This is a genomic window from Halogranum roseipondis, from assembly GCF_059695585.1.
On sequence record NZ_CM185235.1, the window covers coordinates 3,397,869 to 3,415,826 of the forward strand.

Below are 17,958 nucleotides of genomic sequence, written 5' to 3' on the forward strand. Positions count from 1 at the left end.
TTAGTCGGTCGAATCGGTTATCAAGACATGTGTTAACGTGCCCCATTCAAGATGGTTCGATCCGGCGACCAACTGAAGACCGATATTCTGCCGCGTCGACAGAACGGTCGTCTCCTCCGAGCGTCTCCCTTCGGTGATGGCCCCGTCGGGTCGGTACTCTCACGATCGTTCTCGTCGTTCTGGTCGTCTTCGCCGGCGTAACGGTGATACTCCGTGAGGGAGACGATCTATCGGGCGTGACGCTCGATACCGTCGACGAGTGCGGAGACGAGGCTTAGTCGCCCGATAATATTGACCCCCTGGTGGGAAGTGAGGACGATGAGACGACGGACGTTCCTCGAACGGGCGACCGCGACACTCGGCGGTGTCGTCGGCGCGGTCGGTGTGACGGGAACTGTGTCGACAGCACAGAACGAACCGCGAGGAGCCGAGCGGACGACGTCGACGCTGCTCGCGGGGACGCCTTACGAGACGGAGATCGTCACCGTCGACGCCCCCGAAGACGGACCGACGGCGTTCGTCGTCGGCGGGATGCACGGCGACGAGCCGAGCGGCTACCGGGCGGCCACCGACGTCGCCTCGTGGGATATCCGGGCTGGACGCATCGTCGCCGTCCCGGAGGTGAACCGACCGGCCATCCAGCGCAACACCCGGAAAAACGACAACGGCGACTTCAACCGTCAGTTCCCGCCGGGGTCGGAACCGAACACGAAACTCGCCCGCGCGCTGTGGGAACTCGTCGCCGACACCGACCCGGACGTCGTCCTCGATCTCCACTCCTCGAAGGGGATCTACCGCACCCACGAGAGTTTCGTCGGACAGGTCGTCTTCCCGAGCAGCGTCGACCCCGCACCGAACTACGCTCGCGAGGCGGTCGACACCGTCAACGACGGGGTCGTCCCGTGGTACATGCCGTACCACCAGTACAAACACGGCAACCTCATCGACGGCGACGCCCCACTCTTGATGCACAAGGTCGCAGCAGACCTCGGCAAACCGGGCTACCTGATCGAGTCGACGAAATTCCTCCTCGACCCCCGGACCGCCGCCCGCTGGACGGTCAGTCTCGCGGAGCACCTGCTGGCGAGTCACGGCATCGAACGTCGCGAAAGAGGTGACGCACGGTGACCGAGGTGGGCGGCTCAACCGACTCGACCGACTCCCTCGACGTCGGCGTGCTTCGACGACTGTTCGCCGGTCCAGCGGTGCTCGCGACGTTCGCGTTCCTCGTGCTCCCCCTCGCCGCCGGGAGCGTCGACGGACGACTGATGACGCCGCTGGCGTATCCGGGCTACCTCATCATGATGATCGGGAGTTCCTTCGGCAGCTATCTCTTCCCGAACTTCGCGCTGTGGGTGTTCTGGGCGCCGTTCGTCGCCGGCTGTTACGCGATCTCGGTCGTCGTCGGGACGCTCTATCGAACCGTGCGGCAAGCGACTACGTGACGCCCGCTCCACGCGGATCGTATTCGGCGTACGCCTCCGTCTCGAGGATCTCGCGGAGGATCTCTACGACGTCCCAGACGTCGGCGTGGCTCGTGTAGAGCGGGGCCGGACAGACGCGGACGACGTTTGGCTGGCGGAAGTCGACGACGACGCCGCGGTCCTTCAGTGCGAGGCTCACCCGGTAGGCCTCGGGATGTTCGACGGCGACGTGACCGCCGCGGCGGGCAGCGTCGCGCGGCGTGCCGACCGTGCAGTCGGGCAGTCGCTCGTCGACGAGTCGGATCAGCGCGTCGGTGAGCGCGACGGACTTCTCGCGGACCGCCTCGACGGTCGTCTCCGCGAAGACGTCGAGCGACCCGTCGAGCGGCGCGGCCGAGAGCACGTGGACCGTCCCGATCTGCCACGCGCCGGCGTTCCGAGCGGGGCTGTAGGTGAGCTCCATGTCGAACTGCGTCTCCTTGTCGTTACCCCACCAGCCGGCGAGCGCGGGCGTCGCCCCGAAGTGGCGCTCGTTCACGTAGAGGCCGCCGACCGATCCCGGCCCGGCGTTGAGATACTTGTAGGTGCACCACACCGCGAAGTCGACGCCGTGAGCCGAGAGGTCGTGGTCGACCGCGCCGATCGAGTGTGCGAGGTCGAACCCGGCGTACGCGCCGTTGTCGTGGGCAGCCTCGGTGATGCGCTCGACGTCGAGCAGCTGGCCGCTACGGTAGAGCACCGACGGCATGAACACGATGCCGACGTCCTCCGCCTCCAACGCCGCGACGACGTCGTCCTCGTCGACCGTTCGGCCGTCGCGGCTCTCGACGAGGTGGAGGTGGTCGTCCGGGTCGAGGCCGCGCTGACGCAGCTGGGCGCGGATGGCGTAGTGGTCCGTCGGGAAATCCAGGTCGTTCGCGAGCACCGTCGTCGGCCCGCCCTCCTCGCGCAGTCTGTCGAGGAACGTGCCGACGAGCGTGTGGATGTTGACCGTCGTCGAGTTGGTGACGACCACCTCCTCGTCGTCGGCACCGAGCAACGGGGCGAGTCGCGCGCCGAGGCGTTCGCCGTAGTCGAACCACTCGGGGTCGGCGTCGGTCCACCCGCGGATGCCCAACTCGCGCCACTCGTCGACGACGCGCGCGAGGCTCTCCTCGGCGTCCGTCGAGAGCGGGCCGAGCGAGTTGCCGTCCATGTAGAACTCGTCGTCGGGCAGCGAGAAGCGGCCGCGGAGCGCCGCAAGCGGATCCTCGCGGTCCCGCGCGACGGCGGCCTCGCGACTCGGGTCGAACTCGTCTCCGTCCATGCGCTCTCCTCGGTGGGAGGTGTGTTGTCAGTTACGGAGCGTGCGGGTCCGGGAGAGGGGTCGGCCGTCCGACGGCTCAGTCCGCCGCCGTCGCCGCCGGCGACGGCGTCGGGAGGTCGTATCGGTGGACGACGGCGACGCTCAGCGCACCGACGACGAGGCCGGCGACGACGACAGCGAGGACGCCCCACCGGATCGCTGCCGCTCCACCCAGCGACGGTTCGGCGACGGCGATCACCGCACCGGTCAGCACCGGTGCGACGGTGCTCCCGAGTCGCCCGGCGGACTCGCCGAGGCTGACGAGCCCGCCGCGGAGGTCCGTCGGTGCACTGCCGGTGAGCGCGCTCCGGTAGAGCGTGAGCCCGACGCCGAACCCCGCGCCCGTGAAGACGACGCCGCCGCCCGCGACGAACACGGAGGGGGCGAACGCCAGTGCGGCGACGCCGCCGCCGACGGCCGTCGTCGCCACGAGCATCGGGACGACCCGGGTGTCGAAGGCGGCGGTGATACGCCCCGACTGGGTGGAGCTCACGGACGACGCGACGCTGGCGACGGCGACGAGCAGCCCGGCGACGCCGGGGTTCGCGTCCAACAGACGGACTACGACCACCGAGTTGTACGTCAGGAAGACGAACCAGAGAAACGAGGGGACTGCCCGTCCGACGAGCGTCGCTGCCACCCGCGGATGGGCGGCCAGCGCGAGCAGCGCCCCGACGGAGTCGTCGCCGGCGTCGGTCGACCCGCCTGCGGGCTCCTCGAACAGGAGGAAGACCACGAGCGCCGTGGGGACGGCCAGCCCGTAGAGGAGGAACGGGTACTGCCACGCGAGGACGACGAGCGCCCCCGAGAGCACCGGGAAGACGGTCAGCGAGACGCCGACGGCCGTGAACCGCAACCCCTGCGCGGCGGCTTCGGCCTCGTCGTCGTCGGCGAAGATGTCGCCGACGCTGGTGATGAGGACGGGTGCGATGCCGGTGTAGCCGACCCCTTGCAGGAACCGAAGCCCGAGGACGACCCGGAAGTCGGTCGTCAGCGGGACGGCGAGCCCGGCGAGTCCGAACAGCAAGAGCCCGGCGGTGAGGACGGGCTTGCGCCCCACGCGGTCGGAGAGCACGCCGACGACGGGGATGAGCACGACGGCGGGCGCGGTGAACACGGCCATCAGGAGGCCGACTCGCGTGCTGGAGACGCCGAGCGGTCCGGTCAGCCCCTCCAGAATCGGCGAGACGACCGACGCTCCGAGCGGCGAGCTGAGACTCGCGAGCAGCAGCAGTTGGAAGTTCCGCTCGTAGAGAACCCGGGCGTCGTCGCCGAACAGCGTCTGCAGGATGCCCACAGCCGAGGAAGGGAGCCGAGCCGTTTCAACGGCCGGGTGGCGTCCGAGATTGCCGGTATGGGCCGTGTGTGCTGTCGGCAGGGAGACGAGTGGCTATAACTGCTCCCCGCCGAAGGGAGAGTCATGACCGGCCACGAGACGACCGAGATGGACTCGCAGCTGGCGGCCGTCGTCGACGAGATCGACGCCGAGGGCGTCCCCGAGTGGCACGCGATGAGCGTCGACTGCGCCCGCCGCGTCGAGGACGAGGTGTTCACGAGCGACAGTCGGCAGACGATGGGGTTCGTCCGCGACTACGCCTTCGACGGCCCGGACGGCGACGTCCCGGTGCGCGTCTACCGCCCGGACGCCGCGACCGTTGAGACGCCTGCGCCGACGGTCGTCTTCTACCACGGCGGCGGATGGACGCTCGGCACGCTCGACTCGGCCGACGATCTCTGTCGCAACCTCGCTCGTCGCGTCGGCGGTGTCGTCGTCTCCGTCGACTACCGACTCGCGCCCGAGCATCCGTTCCCGGCCGGTCTCGACGACGCCTACGCCGCGCTGACGTGGGTCGCAGAGTACACGGCGGCGTTCGGCGGCGACCCCGAGCGACTCGCCGTCGCCGGCACGTCTGCCGGAGGAAATCTCGCCGCCGCCGTCGCCCTCAGAGCGCGGGAGTCCGACGGCCCCGACGTCGCCCACCAGGCACTCCTCTACCCCATCACCGACCGCGCGTTCGACACCGACTCCTACGCCGAGAACGCCGACGGCCCGCTGCTCACCCGCGCCGACATGGAGTGGTTCTGGACGCAGTACCTCCGAAGCCCGGTCGACGCCGCGAACCCCTACGCCTCGGTCCTCCGGGCACCCGATCTCTCTGATCTCCCGCCGGCGACCGTCGTCACGGCCGGATTCGACCCGCTCCGTGACGACGGGGCGGCCTACGCCGACCGACTCGCCGACGCCGGCGTCGACGTCGCCTACCAGCACTACCCGACGATGGCACACGGCTTTCTGAGCCTGAGCGACGCCGTCGACGTCGCCGACGAGGCGTTCGACGCGCTCGCAGAGCGGGTGCGGTCGTCGCTCTCCGAGTGACCCACCGGGTCAGTCTGCGGCGTCGTTCGCGGCGGCGTCGTTCGCGGCCAACCGCTCGTACGCTTCCCACGAGGGGTCGACGCCGGGATGCTCCAGCAGGTCGCCGTCGACGTAGACGCCCTCGCCCTCGCTCACCTCGCCGACGACGGCGACGGGCGTCCCCCGGGCGTCCAACTCGGCGAGTACGTCGTCGACGCCGTCGGCACCGACGGTGAGCACGAGCGTCCCGGAACTGGTCGAGAGCCACGGGTCGATGCCGAGGAACTCGCAGGTCTCGCGGACGCCGGGTCGGATCGGCACCGCGTCGGTGTCGACGTCGAGACGGACGCCCGCTCCCTCCGCCACCTCGTCGAGCGCGCCGAACAGCCCACCCTCGGTGGCGTCGTGCATCGCCGTCACCGGACCCGCCGCGGCCGCAGTGGTGGCGTCGCGGACGGTCCGGGTCTCGTCGAGTCGCGACTGCGCCGCCGCGATCGTCTCGTCGTCGAGGTCGAACTGGTCGGGGAAGAGCGTCGTCAAGAGGCCCGTCGCCTCAACTGCGGGACCGTTCGTCACGACGACCTTGTCGCCCGGGCGGGCACCGTCCGGACGCACCACGTCGTCGGGGTCGCCGACGGCCATCGCCGTCGCGCCGCCGACCCACGAGTAGTCGACGCCGCCGTAGCGGGCGGTGTGGCCCGTGACGATGCTGATGCCCAACTCGCGACACTCCTCGTCGATGGCGCTCCAGAGCTCCGCGAACTGCTCGTCGGTGATCTCCGGCGGGAGGGTGAAGGAGACGGCGAGATGCGTCGGGAGCAACCCCGAGACGGCGACGTCCGAGAGGACGATATGGAGGGCGAACCGCCCGGCGCGGTCGAAGCCGAGCTGTGGGAGCACCGAGAGGGGGTCCGTCGCCATCACGAGCGCCGTCCCGTCGAGATCGAGCATCCCGAAGTCGACGCCGTGCTTCGGGCCGATGGCGACGTCGTCGCGGTCGGCACCCAGTTTCGGGTAGATATGTTCGTCGAAGAACGCGCGGTCGACTTTCCCGAGGTCGGTCATACCCGGAGTGACGCCGCCAGCGGAATAGGCCTGCCGAAGGTGGGTTCTCGGTCAGGCGGGCCGCGGGTCGTCGCCTCCGTACCAGTCGGCGACGAGTCGAGCAGCGAACCCGAGGAGGAACGCGGCCGTCCTGAGCAGGAGGCCGCCGACGGTCCCAAACTGCACGCCCATCACGAACCACTCGCCGACCGTTGGGTACGCGCCGGTGATGCCGGCGAACCCGTTGAAGATCGCGCCGTAGAGCGGCGCGAAGGCGAGCAGCCAGCAGACGGCGAGCCCCTGGCTCCGGTAGGCCGCGCCGACGCCGACGAGCGAGAGGACGGGGACGAGCAGCAGCGACCCGTAGCCGCCGACTGCGCGAGCGAGCGGTTCGACGAGATGCCCGACGAGTCCGGTGAGAGTGGCCAGCAGGCAGACGCCGCCCGCGACGGCGACGAGGCGACTCGACAGCGTTCGGTCCGTCCCGAGGAGGAGGGTTCCGGCGTCGACGGTGACCATGCCCTCTACGTGACCACCGGCCGACAAAAGGGTTCGGCGCGCCGAACCCAAAACGCGAAACCCGTCGGTCACCAACGTCGCCCTATGACACGAGACGGCGTCTTTCTCGCCGACGACGAGGAGAAGCGCGACGACGCGTTCGCGGTCCGGCGGGCGGTGTTCGTCGACGAACAGGGCGTTCCGGAGGAACTGGAGTGGGACGAGTACGAGGAGACGGCGACGCACTTCGTCGCCTACGACGCGGGGCGACCGGTCGGCGCGGCCCGCTTCCGCGAGTACGAACTCGACGGCGACCGCGTCTGCAAGGTCGAACGCGTCGCCGTCCTCGAAGACTCGCGCGGCGAGGACTGGGGTCGGCGACTGATGGAGTCGCTCGAAGCCGAAGCGAAGGAGTCCGCGTTCGACCGGTTCTACCTCCACGCACAGACGAGCGCCCGCGAGTTCTACGACCGACTCGGCTACGAGCAGGTCGGCGACGAGTTCCTCGAGGCCGACATCCCACACGTGAAGATGGTCAAACGGCTGTAGCGCCGTCGGTCACCCGGGTCGCCGCAGCCGTCGTCTCTTTCGTGTTCCCGTCCCAACCGCGGCTATGGACACCGAGGCTATCGACCACGTCAACCTCCGCATCCCGGCCGACGGTCTGAACCGCGCGCGGAAGTTCTACGTCGACGCGCTGGGGTTCTCATTGGAGGGACTCGACGACGACAAACCGTTCTTCAGCGTCCGACTCGCCGAGGGCTGCGTCCTCCATCTGTGGCCCGACGAGGAGTTCGTCGAACCGCGCCGCGGTGAGAACTTCGACCACGTCGCCATCCGCGTCGCCGAGGACGTCGAGGACGTCAAATCGCGACTCGCCGACCACGACGTCGAGGTCGTCGACGAACTCGAACCGCGCGGTGCGACGGGCGTCGCTCCCGCAGTGTACGTCCGCGACCCCTTCGGCTACCGAGTCGAACTCAAAACGATCGGCTGACAGGAACGTCGGCCCCGACCGAACCACTGGACGTCACGCCCACCCGGACGCTTTTCACCCCTACCGATGAACCGACAGGTATGAGCACCGACGTGTTCGGCGTCGACCGACCTGTCGTCGGGATGGTCCATCTGGCACCGCTCCCCGGGTCGCCCCGATTCGCCGGCAATCGCGACCTGATCCACGAGCGCGCCGTCCACGACGCGGAGGCACTCGAAGCGGGCGGCGTCGACGGCGTCGTCGTCGAGAACTTCGGGGACGCACCGTTCTACCCCGACGACGTCCCGAAACACGTCGTCGCGGAGATGACTACTGCCGTCTCCGCCGTCGCCGACGCCGTCGACCTCCCGGTCGGCGTCAACGTCCTCCGCAACGACGCCGAGGCGGCGCTCTCGGTCGCCGCCGCGACGGGGGCGGCGTTCGTCCGGGTGAACGTTCACACCGGAGCGCGGGTGACCGACCAAGGCGTCGTCGAGGGGCAGGCACACGAGACGGTGCGCCTGCGCGAGCGACTCGACGCCGACGTCCGCGTCCTCGCCGACGTCGACGTCAAACACTCCGCGCCGCTCGGCGGCGAGGGGTTCGACCCGGAGGTCGTCGCCGAGACGGTCGAACGCGGCCTCGCGGACGGCGTCGTCGTCTCCGGAGCGGGGACGGGTCACGCCGTCGAGACCGACCGTCTGACCGCGGTCGCCCAACGGAGCGCCGCCCTCGACGTAGAGACGCCGGTGTTCGTCGGTAGCGGGGTGACGACGGAGACGGTCGGCGACCTGCTGGACGTCGCGGACGGTGTCATCGTCGGCACGGCGCTCAAGCGCGGCGGGCGGACGACGTACCCGGTGGACGAAGACCGGGTCGCCGACCTCGTCGCGGCCGCACGCGGGGACGACTGACGGGCGGCGACGCGACGCGCCCTGCCCGTTCCCCCTCGTTCCCGCTCCTCCCGCCTGCCCGGTCTCAGTCGTCGCCGTGGCCGTCGCCGAGTTCCTCGTAGACGAGTTCGGTCGCCTGTCTGATCGCCTTCACCGACCCGAGGTAACCCGCCCCGACGCTGGTCTTCAGCGCCTTCGCCGCCGCGCCACGGACGACGGTCGGACCGACCTGCGCGACCGCGCCGTCGCCGACGGAGACGATCCACCCTGGAACGTCGAAGCGGTACGGCTCCATCCGCGGGGCGAAGTCCTCCGACCCGGTGAGGTCGTGTTCGACGAGCTTCTCGACGTTGCCGGCGACGGCTCTGGCCTCGCGGATGGCCGCCGACGCGCTGGCGGGGACGGCCTCCCCGTCGGCGTCGACGACGCGGGCGGCGTCGCCGACGACGAACGTCGAGCCGTTCAACCGGAGGTCGTTGCGGACGACCGGCCGGTCGCCGTGCATCGCGTCGGAGCCGGTGATGCCGCCGGTCCAGACGAACTGGTCGTAGCCGAGCGTCCCCGACTCGAGTTCGATCTCGTCGTCGGTCGCACGGGTCACCGCCGCGCCGGTCCGGATCTCGACGTCGCGGGCGACCAACTCGTCGCGGACGGCCTCCTGGAAGTTCTCGGGGAAGTTCGGCGCGACGCTGTCCAGCTGTTCGAGGAGCACCACGTCGACCGCGTCGGCGGCGTCCTGCTCTGCGGCGAAGGCGGTGAGCTCCCCCGCGACCTGCACGCCCGAGAGCCCCGCGCCGCCGACGACGACCGTCCCGCCCGACTGGCAGACGTCGAGGAACTCCTCGCGGATCGTCTCGGCGTCGGCGACGCGCTTCAGCGGCGTGCTGTGTTCTTCGACACCCGGGAGGTCGTAGTAGGCCGTCTCGGCCCCGAGACAGACCGCGGCGTAGTCGTAGTCGACGGTCCGCCCGGTGTCGAGTTCGACCGTCCGCGCGTCGGCGTCGACGTCCTCGACGCGGGCGGTGACGACCTCCGCACGGTCGAGCACGTCGGTCAGCGGGACGGTGATGGCCTCGACGAGGGAGGGACGGCGGACGATGCGGTGGACCTCGTGTTGGACGAGGTGGGTGGGGGACTCGTCGACGACGACGACGTCGACCTCGGTCGGCAGTCGGTCTTCGAGTCGGCGCGCGAGAGTCAATCCGGCGTAGCCCGCGCCGAGGACGGCTATCTGCATGGGAGGAGGGTCGGACCGCAGGACAAAGAGCGTGTGGGCGAAGGCGATTCGGCGACGCCCTCGACCGTCGACTGCTCGGAGGGATTGTCGTAGCCAACCGGAAGTGCAGAGACGCCCGGCGACCCACAGGGTTCGAGTCTCCTGGCGAAAACCCATACAATTCTACGATAACCCCTACGAGACGTGCCGACGACTCGGTTTCGGGAGGGACGTCCGGCGCTCAATCGCGGCTCTGGATGTCGTGGATGGTGTGTTCTGCACCGCGCTTCTCGAGCCACTGGCGGTGTTCGATCGTCTCGGCGTTCGAGCCGTACTCGTCGACGAACTCCCGGAACGACTCGCGGTGCTCGCGGAACTGCTCGCGGTGTTCGTCGTACGCCTCCTCGTGACGCGCCCACTCCTCCTCGGTGGCGTCGGTGCGTTCGAGGCGGTCGTGCTCCGACTCGAGCCGCCTGTGCTCCTCGTCGAGCGACTCGCGTTCCTCCTGGAGGCGCTCGAACTCGGCGTCGCGGTCGCCGTCGTTCGATTCGCCGGCGAAGCCGCCGGACTCGTTGCCGGAGCCGCTCGACGCGTTGCCGACGGACTCGTTGCCGACGGACTCGTTCGCCGGCGCCGCCGTAGACGTATCGTCCGCGTCGGCGGTGTCCGGTGCAGCGGTTCCGTCGCCGGCCGCGTCGCTGCCGTCTCCGCTCTCACTGTCGTCTTCGGCGTCGTCCGCTGACTCCGCGTCCGACTCGGAGGCGGTCGCGGTCGACTCCGACGCTGCCTCGGCGGTGGCCGGGTCGGCGGCCATCTCGTCGCTGGCTGCTTGGTCGTCGTCCACCTCGGCGACCGGCTGCGGCGAGATCGGGTCGACGGGGCCGACGGCGATGACGACCGCCGCCAAGAAGAACAGCGCCCCGGCGAGGGTGAGAGCGAGTTGCAGATGATCCTGTGAGCTCCCGGAGAGCAGCGACCACGGTCTCGACCGACGTCGCCGTGTTCGCCCGGTGCCCAGTACAGACTCCATACAGGTACCACCTAGTGAACTACCATTATTACTCGGTCGATAATCTCAGTCTGACGAGGGGAAACGTCCCACTAGACCCGTACGGAGGTGGAGGCCGGCCCGAGCGACTCGGGACGGAGGTTCCGAACGGCTACCGGCATCCAGCACGCTTAACCCACCACCAGACAGCAACGACAGTATGAAAGCGACCGCACGTGCCCACCCCATCCAGGGGCTCGTGAAGTACCACGGGATGCGAGACGAGGAACTCAGACTCCCGTACCACGACAGCATCAGCGTCTGTACCGCACCGTCGAACACGACGACCACCGTCGAGTGGCTCCCCCAGAGCGACGAGGACGTCTACGTCATCGACGGCGAGGCGGTCGACGGCCGCGGCGCAGAACGCATCCAGATGGTGCTCGACCACGTCCGCGAACTGGCGGGGTTCGACCACGGTGTCAGGATGGAGAGCGAGAACTCCTTCCCCTCGAACGTCGGCTTCGGGTCGTCGTCCTCGGGGTTCGCGGCGCTGGCGATGGCCGCCGTCGACGCCGCCGGACTCGACATGACGCGCCCGGAGGTCTCGACGGTCGCGCGCCGTGGCTCTTCCTCGGCGGCCCGTGCGGTCACGGGTGCGTACTCGCATCTCTACACCGGACTCAACGACCACGACTGCCGGTCGAAACGGATCGAGACGGGCGGCGACCTCGAAGAGGACGTCCGCATCGTCGCCGGCCTCGTCCCGGCGTACAAGGAGACCGAACAGGCCCACGAGGAGGCCGCCGAGAGCCACATGTTCGAGGCGCGGATGGCGCACGTCCACGGACAGATCGCCGAGATGCGCGACGCGCTGCGCTCGGGCGAGTTCCACCGCGTCTTCGAGACGGCCGAACACGATTCACTCTCCTTGACGGCGACGACGATGACCGGGCCGTCTGGGTGGGTCTACTGGCAACCGGAGACCATCGCCATCTTCAACGCGGTGCGCGAACTGCGCGACGAGGGCGTTCCGGTCTACTTCTCGACGGACACGGGCGCGTCGGTGTACGTGAACACGACCGCCGAGCACGTCGACGAGGTGGAGGCGGCGATCGCCGACTGCGACGTCGAGACGATGGTCTGGGAGGTCGGCGGGCCGGCGCAGGTGCTCGACGAGTCCGACGCGTTGTTCTGATAGGGGTTATCGTAGAATCTCGTCGTTGTTCTCCAGGAGACTCGAACCCGGTGGGTCGCCGGGCGTCTCTGCGCTTCCGGTTGGCTACGATACCCCCTATCAGTCTCTGTCTCTCCGCCGGTCGGCGTCGACTGTTTCGAACCGTTGTCGCGGCCGTGTGATCGCCGCGTGATCGCGGCTCAGTACTCGTAGAACCCTCTTCCGGTTTTCTTGCCGAGGTCGCCGGCGTCGACCTTCCGTTTCAGGAGGTACGCCGGCTTGTAACGGTCGCCGAGTTCCTCGAACAGAGTCTCGGAAGCGTCCAGACAGATGTCGAGCCCGATGTGGTCGGCCAGCGTGAGCGGCCCCATCGGGACGTTGGTGCCGAGGGTCATCCCGCGGTCGATGTCCTCTTTCGAGGCGACGCCCTCGTCGTAGGCGCGGATCCCCTCGTTGATCCACGGCATCAGGATGCGGTTGGTGACGAAGCCGGGTTTGTCGTCGGACTCCCAGGTCTCCTTGTCGAGATCCTCGGCGAGGTCGTGGCCGAGTTGGACTACCTCGGGGTCGGTCTTCTCACCGACGACGAGTTCGACTCCCTTCATCAGCGGCACCGGATTCATGAAGTGGAGTCCCACGACCTGCGCAGGACGCTCCGTCACGCTCGCGATGGTCGTGATCGAGAGCGTCGAGGTGTTCGTCGCGAGCACGACGTCCTCGGGCAGGAGCTCGTCGAGGTCGGCGAAGATGTCCTGCTTGATCTCCATGTTCTCGACGGCGGCCTCGACGACGAAGTCGCAGTCGGCGAGGTCGTCGAGGTCGGTCGTCCCCGCGATCCGCTCTTGGATGGCGTCGGCCTCGTCCGCGCTCAGTTTCTCTTTGGAGACGAACCGCGAGAGGCTGTCGTCGATGCTCGACAGTCCGTCGTCGACGTACTCCTGTTCGATGTCGCGCATCACGACGTCGTACCCGGCCGTCGCCGCGACCTGAGCGATCCCGTTGCCCATCGTTCCCGCACCGACGACGCCGATCCGCCGAATCTCGTCCATACCACGCATGGCTGGCTCTGCTCGCGCTGACACCGTAAGACTAGCGACGTCTTTCGTGACCGTCTCGCCGGGCGCCCTCTGATCGACGTATCGCCGAGCCGCCGGATTAGGATTATTTACTATCTGGGTAGTAATTGTAGATCGCTAAAGTAACGGTTTTAGAACTGGTCTCGTATCTTCTCCCGACTTATCAAGGTGTCTCTCCGATATTGGAGACGGACAAATGATTTTTATACTCTGTTACCGGATTTTGTACCAGATGATTCCGTTTGCCGACGACGCTATCACGCGCGACGAGAAGGCATTGATCCTCGCCTACGACCACGGTCTCGAGCACGGCCCAGTCGACTTCGAAGACGTCCCGGCGTCGGCGGATCCCGAGACGGTGTTCGACGTGGCGACGCACGACGCCGTCACTGCGTTCGCCGTCCAGAAGGGTCTCGCAGAGGCGTACTACCCCTCCTACGAGGACGACGTCACCCTGCTCGCTAAGTTGAACGGTACCTCCAACATGTGGATGGGCGAACCGGACTCGGCGGTCAACTGGTCGGTCGAGAACGCCGCCGACCTCGGCGCGGAGGCCATCGGCTTCACGCTGTACGGCGGGTCGAACAACGAGGTCGAGATGGCCGAGGAGTTCCGCGACGCACAGGAGGCCGCCCGCGACCACGACATGGGCGTCGTGATGTGGTCCTACCCGCGCGGACAGGGACTGAAGAACGACACCAGCGGGAGCACCATCGCCTACGCCTCCCGTCTCGGCCTCGAACTCGGGGCGGACATCACGAAGATCAAGTATCCCGGTTCCGCCGACGCGATGAAATGGGCCTGCGACGTCGCCGGCGACACGAAGATCGTCATGTCCGGCGGGTCGAAGACGAGCGACCGCGACTTCCTCGAGACCGTCGAGACGGCGATGAACGCCGGCGCGTCGGGGCTGGCGGTCGGCCGCAACGTCTTCCAGCGGGAGAACCCGACGCAGCTGCTCGACGCGCTCGAACAGGTCATCTTCGAGGAGAAGACCACCGACGAGGCGCTCTCCGCAGTGTCAGCGGCGGGGGACCGCGTCGACACCACCACGGACTGATGGCGATACACGTGGACTCCTACCCGAAGGCGATCGACGAGATCTTCGACACGGTCGCCGCCCTCGCTCCCGACATCCGCGAGGCGCTGCCGGGTCGGCGCGTGCAGAACGACGAGACGAACCCGAGCGGTGAGACGCAGCTCGCGGCCGACGCCTACGCCGACGAGCTGTTCCTCGAGGAACTCGGGTCGCTCGATGCGGTCGTCGAGTACGCCAGCGAGGAGCGGACGAAGGTCGTCCCGACGGACGGCGAGGGAGAGACGGGGCTGTCGGTCGCGATCGACCCGCTGGACGGATCGTCGAACCTCAAGTCGAACAACACGATGGGGACCATCGTCGCCGTCTACGACGCGCCGCTGCCCGCGACGGGAGCGGACCTCGTCGCCGCCGCGTACGTGCTGTTCGGTCCCATCACGACGATGATGGCCGCAGACGCCGACGGTGTCACCGAGTATCTCGTCGACGACGGACGGAGAGAGTTGCTCGAGGAGGACGTCCGACTCCCCGACGACCCCTCGGTGTACGGCTTCGGCGGACGCGTCCCCGACTGGACGTCTGACTTCTCGACCTACGCCGAACTCGTTGAGGCCGACGAGAGCATGAAGCTGCGCTACGGCGGGGCGATGATCGGCGACATCAACCAGGTGCTCACCTACGGCGGGATCTTCGCCTATCCGGCGCTCGAGTCCGCACCCGTGGGGAAACTCCGACTCCAGTTCGAGGGCAACCCCATCGCCTTCATCATCGAGTCTGCCGGCGGGCGCTCCTCGGACGGCTCCCAGTCGCTGCTCGAGGTCGAACCGGCCGACCTCCACCAGCGCGTCCCGGTCCACGTCGGTAACGACGACCTCGTCGAGCAGTTGGAGACGGTACTCGGCTGACCGGTCGGGCGACACGATCGTCTCGTTCACCTTCGCCGTCCCGCGGGCACGAACTCCCGGCGACCCGGTCGCTGGCGACGACGCGGCCGCCGCCCGCTTCTGGTCACGTGAGGAGAGACGCGCGAACCCGCCGAAACTCCATCTGCGCGCGTCGGGCGTCGACGGCGTGCTCGCCGCCATCGACGAGTTCGGTGACTGACCCGGCCTACTTCGGCGGCATGTCCCAGTTGTCGGCGCTGTCCTGCGGTTCGTAACCGAGACGGTCGCGAGCGTGGTCGATGTCGAACCAACTGCGCTCGTTGGCGCTGACGCCGTAGAAGATGCCGAAGCGGACGTCGTCGTCCTGCAGACAGCACTCGACGAGTTGGGCACAGTCTCGACGGGACTGCCACATGCACTTCATCCGAGCGGCCTGTCGCAGATACTCGTCGCTCCCGCGTTCCCACTCCCCGTCGTCGACGCCGCGTTCGGCGTCGCCGAAGGGGTGGTCGTACTCGGGGTCGCGGACGCTACAGAGGCGGAGCGCGTAGACGTTCATCCCGTGGTTCTCGGCGTACTGGCGGCCGAACGCCTCGCCGGCGGCCTTCGAGGACCCGTACTCCGAGTCCGGGCGGATCGGGGCGGTGTGGTCGAGTTCGACGTCGGTGCCGAAGTAGATGTCCGGCTGGTTCGCGACCTCGGTCATCCCGACGACGTGGTTCGAAGAGGCGAAGACGACGTGCGTGATGCCGGCGTCGCGGGCCGCCTCCAACACGTTGTGCGTACCGACGACGTTGGCGTCGAGCACCTCGTCGAACGTTCCGTCCGTCCGCGGGTAGCCCGCGAGGTGGACGACGGCGTCCTTCCCCTCGAACGCGGGCCGAATCGCGTCGTAGTCGGCGACGTCGGCGAGAACCGTGTCGGAGTCGGCGTGGGGGTGGTCTCCCGCGACCGTCCGCTCGTCGAGGAGGGAAAACTCGTGTTCGTCCGCGAGATGCTCTGTGAGAGCCGTACCGACCGTTCCGTGGGCACCAGTAATCAGGATGTCCATACCAGAAAACTGAGGGTATCCCCCTTAGGCCTCTAGGTCGAGTTACTGACTTGTCATAAATATCGAATACAGTCTCACATGGAAAACAATTTTGAATAGCCCATCACACACCGGAGTATGAAAGTTCACGTCGGTGACGGTGCGACCGAGGAGGAAGCCAGCGCGATCGCGAGCGCGCTCGCCGAACATCTCGGCGTCGACATCGAGGTCCACGTCGGCGACGCCGCCGAACCCGCTGCCACCGCCGAGCCTCCAGAGATCGACTACCCGCTCGACGACGACCTCGGACCGACCGAGCGCGAGGCCGCTCTCCGCGAGGAGATCGACGACATCCTCTCGGGCGGCCCCGAGAAGTACAAACAGCGTCTCCCGGAGCAGGGGAAGCTGTTCGTCCGCGACCGACTCGACCTCTGGTTCGGCGACGAGGAGGAAGGGGGACTGTTGTTCGAAGACGGGAAGTTCGCCCACTTCGACGGCTGGCATCCGAACTCGCCCGACGTCGAGGAGAGCGACCCCGGGAACCGACTGCCGGCGGACGGCCTCATCACCGGCGCCGCCGAGTTCGAGGGTCGCGAACTCCACTTCATGGCCAACGACTTCACCGTCAAGGCGGGGAGCATGGCCGAGCGCGGCGTCGAAAAGTTCCTCCGGATGCAACAGCGCGCGTTGAAGAACGGGAAGCCGGTGCTCTACCTGATGGACTCCTCAGGTGGGCGTATCGACGAACAGACCGGCTTCTTCGCCAACCGGGAGGGGATCGGGAAGTACTACTACAACCACTCGATGCTCTCGGGACGAGTCCCGCAGATCTGCGTGCTCTACGGGCCGTGCATCGCGGGTGCCGCCTACACGCCCGTCTTCGCGGACTTCACGGTCATGGTCGAGGGGATGAGCGCGATGGCGATCGCCTCGCCGCGGATGGTGAAGATGGTCACCGGCGAGGACATCGACATGCAGGACCTCGGCGGACCGTCGGTCCACGCGAAGTACTCCGGTAGTGCGGACCTCGTCGCGAGCGACGAGGCGCACGCCCGCCAACTCGTCGCACAGCTCGTCTCTTACCTGCCGGACAAGGCCGGCGAGAAACCGCCGAAGGCGGAACCGAAGCCGCCGAAGTACTCCCCCGACGGCATCGACGAACTCATCCCGGAGGCGCCGAACCGCCCCTACGACGTCTTCGAGTTGCTCGACCGCGTCGCCGACGCCGAGTCCGTGTTCGAGCTGAAACCGGACTACGGCCCGGAGATCGTCACCGCCTTCTGTCGCATCGACGGTCGTCCGGTCGGCGTCGTCGCCAACCAACCGACCCAGCGTTCGGGTGCCATCTTCCCCGACGCGGCCGAGAAGGCCGCCGAGTTCATCTGGACCTGCGACGCCTACGAGATCCCGCTGCTCTACCTGTGTGACACGCCCGGATTCATGGCCGGTTCACAGGTCGAGAAAGACGCGATTCTCGAGAAGGGCAAGAAGTTCATCTACGCTACGTCGTCGGCGACCGTACCGAAACAGACGGTCGTCGTTCGGAAGGCGTACGGCGCGGGTATCTACGCGATGGGCGGCCCCGCCTACGACCCCGAGAGCGTCATCGGGCTTCCCTCGGGCGAGATCGGCATCATGGGTCCCGAGGCGGCCATCAACGCCGTCTACGCGAACAAACTGGACGCCATCGACGACCCCGAAGAGCGGGCGGAACGCGAACAGGAACTCCGCGAGGAGTACCGCCGCGACATCGACGTCCACCGGATGGCCAGCGAGGTCGTCATCGACGAGGTCGTCCCGCCGAGTACGCTCCGGCAGGAACTGACCAACCGCTTCGCGTTCTACGAGACCGTCGAGAAGTCGCTCCCGGACAAGAAACACGGGACGATCCTGTGACTCGGTCGACTCCATCCGGGAACGTCGTGTAAGGGGTCGTTACCGGACTGGTTCGGTCGTTTAGGTGGACTCTACTAACGGGGGTTCCCGTCGAAGGGGAAGGTACGTGGGCACGCTCG

The 17,958-nt window shown here is 67.9% G+C and carries 18 protein-coding genes; 10 read left to right on the top strand and 8 right to left on the bottom strand.

Translation table 11 applies throughout. From position 1 onward, the window contains the following. Positions 1 to 318: 318 nt before the first annotated feature. On the top strand, positions 319 to 1,128 hold the full coding sequence (locus EOHIBHHM_RS17715; protein ID WP_497252924.1) for a succinylglutamate desuccinylase/aspartoacylase family protein: 810 nt from the start codon (positions 319 to 321) through the stop codon (positions 1,126 to 1,128). Then, positions 1,125 to 1,445 (top strand): hypothetical protein, encoded by a 321-nt coding sequence (locus EOHIBHHM_RS17720; RefSeq protein ID WP_497252926.1) that lies wholly within the window; start codon positions 1,125 to 1,127, stop codon positions 1,443 to 1,445. Before EOHIBHHM_RS17715 ends, EOHIBHHM_RS17720 begins: the two co-directional genes overlap by 4 nt. Here EOHIBHHM_RS17720 and kynU read toward each other — a convergent pair. Together kynU and EOHIBHHM_RS17730 are read right to left on the bottom strand one after the other, a co-directional pair. After that, entirely contained in the window at positions 1,438 to 2,730 is a 1,293-nt protein-coding gene (gene kynU, locus EOHIBHHM_RS17725) for a kynureninase (protein ID WP_497252927.1), read from the bottom strand. The two genes, EOHIBHHM_RS17720 and kynU, sit on opposite strands and share 8 nt — an antisense overlap. Positions 2,731 to 2,806: 76 nt before the next feature. Beyond that, the gene (locus tag EOHIBHHM_RS17730; RefSeq protein WP_497252929.1) at positions 2,807 to 4,066 is read right to left on the bottom strand and encodes an MFS transporter; all 1,260 of its coding nucleotides are present in this window, start codon (positions 4,064 to 4,066) and stop codon (positions 2,807 to 2,809) included. A gap of 123 nt (positions 4,067 to 4,189) precedes the next feature. Here EOHIBHHM_RS17730 and lipP1 point away from each other — a divergent pair, with 123 nt between their 5' ends. Next, positions 4,190 to 5,146 (top strand): LipP1 family hormone-sensitive lipase, encoded by a 957-nt coding sequence (lipP1, locus tag EOHIBHHM_RS17735; protein WP_497252931.1) that lies wholly within the window; start codon positions 4,190 to 4,192, stop codon positions 5,144 to 5,146. A 9-nt stretch (positions 5,147 to 5,155) separates the two neighbouring features. Here lipP1 and EOHIBHHM_RS17740 read toward each other — a convergent pair whose 3' ends face one another. Together EOHIBHHM_RS17740 and EOHIBHHM_RS17745 are read right to left on the bottom strand one after the other, a co-directional pair. Further along, complete coding sequence (locus tag EOHIBHHM_RS17740; protein WP_497252933.1) at positions 5,156 to 6,190, bottom strand: AIR synthase family protein; 1,035 nt, start codon at positions 6,188 to 6,190, stop codon at positions 5,156 to 5,158. A 51-nt stretch (positions 6,191 to 6,241) separates the two neighbouring features. Beyond that, positions 6,242 to 6,688 carry a hypothetical protein gene (locus EOHIBHHM_RS17745; RefSeq protein ID WP_497252935.1) on the bottom strand — a complete coding sequence of 149 codons (447 nt, stop codon included), beginning with the start codon at positions 6,686 to 6,688 and terminating at the stop codon, positions 6,242 to 6,244. Between the two features lie 84 nt (positions 6,689 to 6,772). On the opposite strand from EOHIBHHM_RS17745, the gene EOHIBHHM_RS17750 reads away from it, so the two are divergent. The 3 genes from EOHIBHHM_RS17750 (at position 6,773) to EOHIBHHM_RS17760 (ending at position 8,557) form a co-directional block, all read left to right on the top strand. Next, positions 6,773 to 7,216 (top strand): GNAT family N-acetyltransferase, encoded by a 444-nt coding sequence (locus EOHIBHHM_RS17750; protein WP_497252937.1) that lies wholly within the window; start codon positions 6,773 to 6,775, stop codon positions 7,214 to 7,216. 64 nt (positions 7,217 to 7,280) lie between these two features. Then, a complete protein-coding gene (locus EOHIBHHM_RS17755; protein ID WP_497252939.1) occupies positions 7,281 to 7,664 on the top strand; it encodes a VOC family protein in 384 nt (127 codons plus the stop codon). An 80-nt stretch (positions 7,665 to 7,744) separates the two neighbouring features. After that, positions 7,745 to 8,557, top strand: coding sequence for a BtpA/SgcQ family protein (locus tag EOHIBHHM_RS17760; protein ID WP_497252941.1), 813 nt, complete (start codon positions 7,745 to 7,747; stop codon positions 8,555 to 8,557). Positions 8,558 to 8,621: 64 nt separating this feature from the next. Here EOHIBHHM_RS17760 and EOHIBHHM_RS17765 read toward each other — a convergent pair whose 3' ends face one another. Next, the gene (locus EOHIBHHM_RS17765) at positions 8,622 to 9,773 is read right to left on the bottom strand and encodes an NAD(P)/FAD-dependent oxidoreductase (protein WP_497252943.1); all 1,152 of its coding nucleotides are present in this window, start codon (positions 9,771 to 9,773) and stop codon (positions 8,622 to 8,624) included. 220 nt (positions 9,774 to 9,993) lie between these two features. Then, the gene (locus tag EOHIBHHM_RS17770; protein ID WP_497252945.1) at positions 9,994 to 10,782 is read right to left on the bottom strand and encodes a hypothetical protein; all 789 of its coding nucleotides are present in this window, start codon (positions 10,780 to 10,782) and stop codon (positions 9,994 to 9,996) included. A gap of 178 nt (positions 10,783 to 10,960) precedes the next feature. On the opposite strand from EOHIBHHM_RS17770, the gene mvaD reads away from it, so the two are divergent. Next, positions 10,961 to 11,938: a phosphomevalonate decarboxylase MvaD gene (mvaD, locus tag EOHIBHHM_RS17775; RefSeq protein WP_497252947.1), complete on the top strand. Its 978-nt coding sequence runs from the start codon at positions 10,961 to 10,963 to the stop codon at positions 11,936 to 11,938. A gap of 179 nt (positions 11,939 to 12,117) precedes the next feature. Here mvaD and EOHIBHHM_RS17780 read toward each other — a convergent pair whose 3' ends face one another. Continuing rightward, a complete protein-coding gene (locus tag EOHIBHHM_RS17780) occupies positions 12,118 to 12,975 on the bottom strand; it encodes a 3-hydroxyacyl-CoA dehydrogenase family protein (protein WP_497252949.1) in 858 nt (285 codons plus the stop codon). Positions 12,976 to 13,225: 250 nt separating this feature from the next. On the opposite strand from EOHIBHHM_RS17780, the gene EOHIBHHM_RS17785 reads away from it, so the two are divergent. After that, a complete protein-coding gene (locus EOHIBHHM_RS17785) occupies positions 13,226 to 14,053 on the top strand; it encodes a class I fructose-bisphosphate aldolase (protein WP_497252951.1) in 828 nt (275 codons plus the stop codon). Next, complete coding sequence (locus EOHIBHHM_RS17790) at positions 14,053 to 14,934, top strand: class 1 fructose-bisphosphatase (protein ID WP_497252953.1); 882 nt, start codon at positions 14,053 to 14,055, stop codon at positions 14,932 to 14,934. Before EOHIBHHM_RS17785 ends, EOHIBHHM_RS17790 begins: the two co-directional genes overlap by 1 nt. A 205-nt stretch (positions 14,935 to 15,139) precedes the next feature. On the opposite strand, the gene EOHIBHHM_RS17795 is transcribed toward EOHIBHHM_RS17790, so the two are convergent. Beyond that, positions 15,140 to 15,964, bottom strand: coding sequence for an NAD-dependent epimerase/dehydratase family protein (locus EOHIBHHM_RS17795; RefSeq protein WP_497252955.1), 825 nt, complete (start codon positions 15,962 to 15,964; stop codon positions 15,140 to 15,142). 117 nt (positions 15,965 to 16,081) lie between these two features. Here EOHIBHHM_RS17795 and EOHIBHHM_RS17800 point away from each other — a divergent pair, with 117 nt between their 5' ends. Continuing rightward, positions 16,082 to 17,839 carry an acyl-CoA carboxylase subunit beta gene (locus EOHIBHHM_RS17800; protein ID WP_497252957.1) on the top strand — a complete coding sequence of 586 codons (1,758 nt, stop codon included), beginning with the start codon at positions 16,082 to 16,084 and terminating at the stop codon, positions 17,837 to 17,839. Positions 17,840 to 17,958: the final 119 nt, after the last annotated feature.

What these genes read in the sequence shown, in the direction of transcription:
- EOHIBHHM_RS17715 (WP_497252924.1), top strand. Translation starts at nt 319, where the DNA reads ATGAGACGACGGACGTTCCTCGAACGGGCGACCGCGACACTCGGCGGT.
- kynU (WP_497252927.1), bottom strand. Translation starts at nt 2,730, where the DNA reads ATGGACGGAGACGAGTTCGACCCGAGTCGCGAGGCCGCCGTCGCGCGG.
- lipP1 (WP_497252931.1), top strand. Translation starts at nt 4,190, where the DNA reads ATGACCGGCCACGAGACGACCGAGATGGACTCGCAGCTGGCGGCCGTC.
- EOHIBHHM_RS17740 (WP_497252933.1), bottom strand. Translation starts at nt 6,190, where the DNA reads ATGACCGACCTCGGGAAAGTCGACCGCGCGTTCTTCGACGAACATATC.
- EOHIBHHM_RS17745 (WP_497252935.1), bottom strand. Translation starts at nt 6,688, where the DNA reads ATGGTCACCGTCGACGCCGGAACCCTCCTCCTCGGGACGGACCGAACG.
- EOHIBHHM_RS17750 (WP_497252937.1), top strand. Translation starts at nt 6,773, where the DNA reads ATGACACGAGACGGCGTCTTTCTCGCCGACGACGAGGAGAAGCGCGAC.
- EOHIBHHM_RS17755 (WP_497252939.1), top strand. Translation starts at nt 7,281, where the DNA reads ATGGACACCGAGGCTATCGACCACGTCAACCTCCGCATCCCGGCCGAC.
- EOHIBHHM_RS17760 (WP_497252941.1), top strand. Translation starts at nt 7,745, where the DNA reads ATGAGCACCGACGTGTTCGGCGTCGACCGACCTGTCGTCGGGATGGTC.
- EOHIBHHM_RS17765 (WP_497252943.1), bottom strand. Translation starts at nt 9,773, where the DNA reads ATGCAGATAGCCGTCCTCGGCGCGGGCTACGCCGGATTGACTCTCGCG.
- EOHIBHHM_RS17770 (WP_497252945.1), bottom strand. Translation starts at nt 10,782, where the DNA reads ATGGAGTCTGTACTGGGCACCGGGCGAACACGGCGACGTCGGTCGAGA.
- mvaD (WP_497252947.1), top strand. Translation starts at nt 10,961, where the DNA reads ATGAAAGCGACCGCACGTGCCCACCCCATCCAGGGGCTCGTGAAGTAC.
- EOHIBHHM_RS17780 (WP_497252949.1), bottom strand. Translation starts at nt 12,975, where the DNA reads ATGCGTGGTATGGACGAGATTCGGCGGATCGGCGTCGTCGGTGCGGGA.
- EOHIBHHM_RS17785 (WP_497252951.1), top strand. Translation starts at nt 13,226, where the DNA reads ATGATTCCGTTTGCCGACGACGCTATCACGCGCGACGAGAAGGCATTG.
- EOHIBHHM_RS17790 (WP_497252953.1), top strand. Translation starts at nt 14,053, where the DNA reads ATGGCGATACACGTGGACTCCTACCCGAAGGCGATCGACGAGATCTTC.
- EOHIBHHM_RS17795 (WP_497252955.1), bottom strand. Translation starts at nt 15,964, where the DNA reads ATGGACATCCTGATTACTGGTGCCCACGGAACGGTCGGTACGGCTCTC.
- EOHIBHHM_RS17800 (WP_497252957.1), top strand. Translation starts at nt 16,082, where the DNA reads ATGAAAGTTCACGTCGGTGACGGTGCGACCGAGGAGGAAGCCAGCGCG.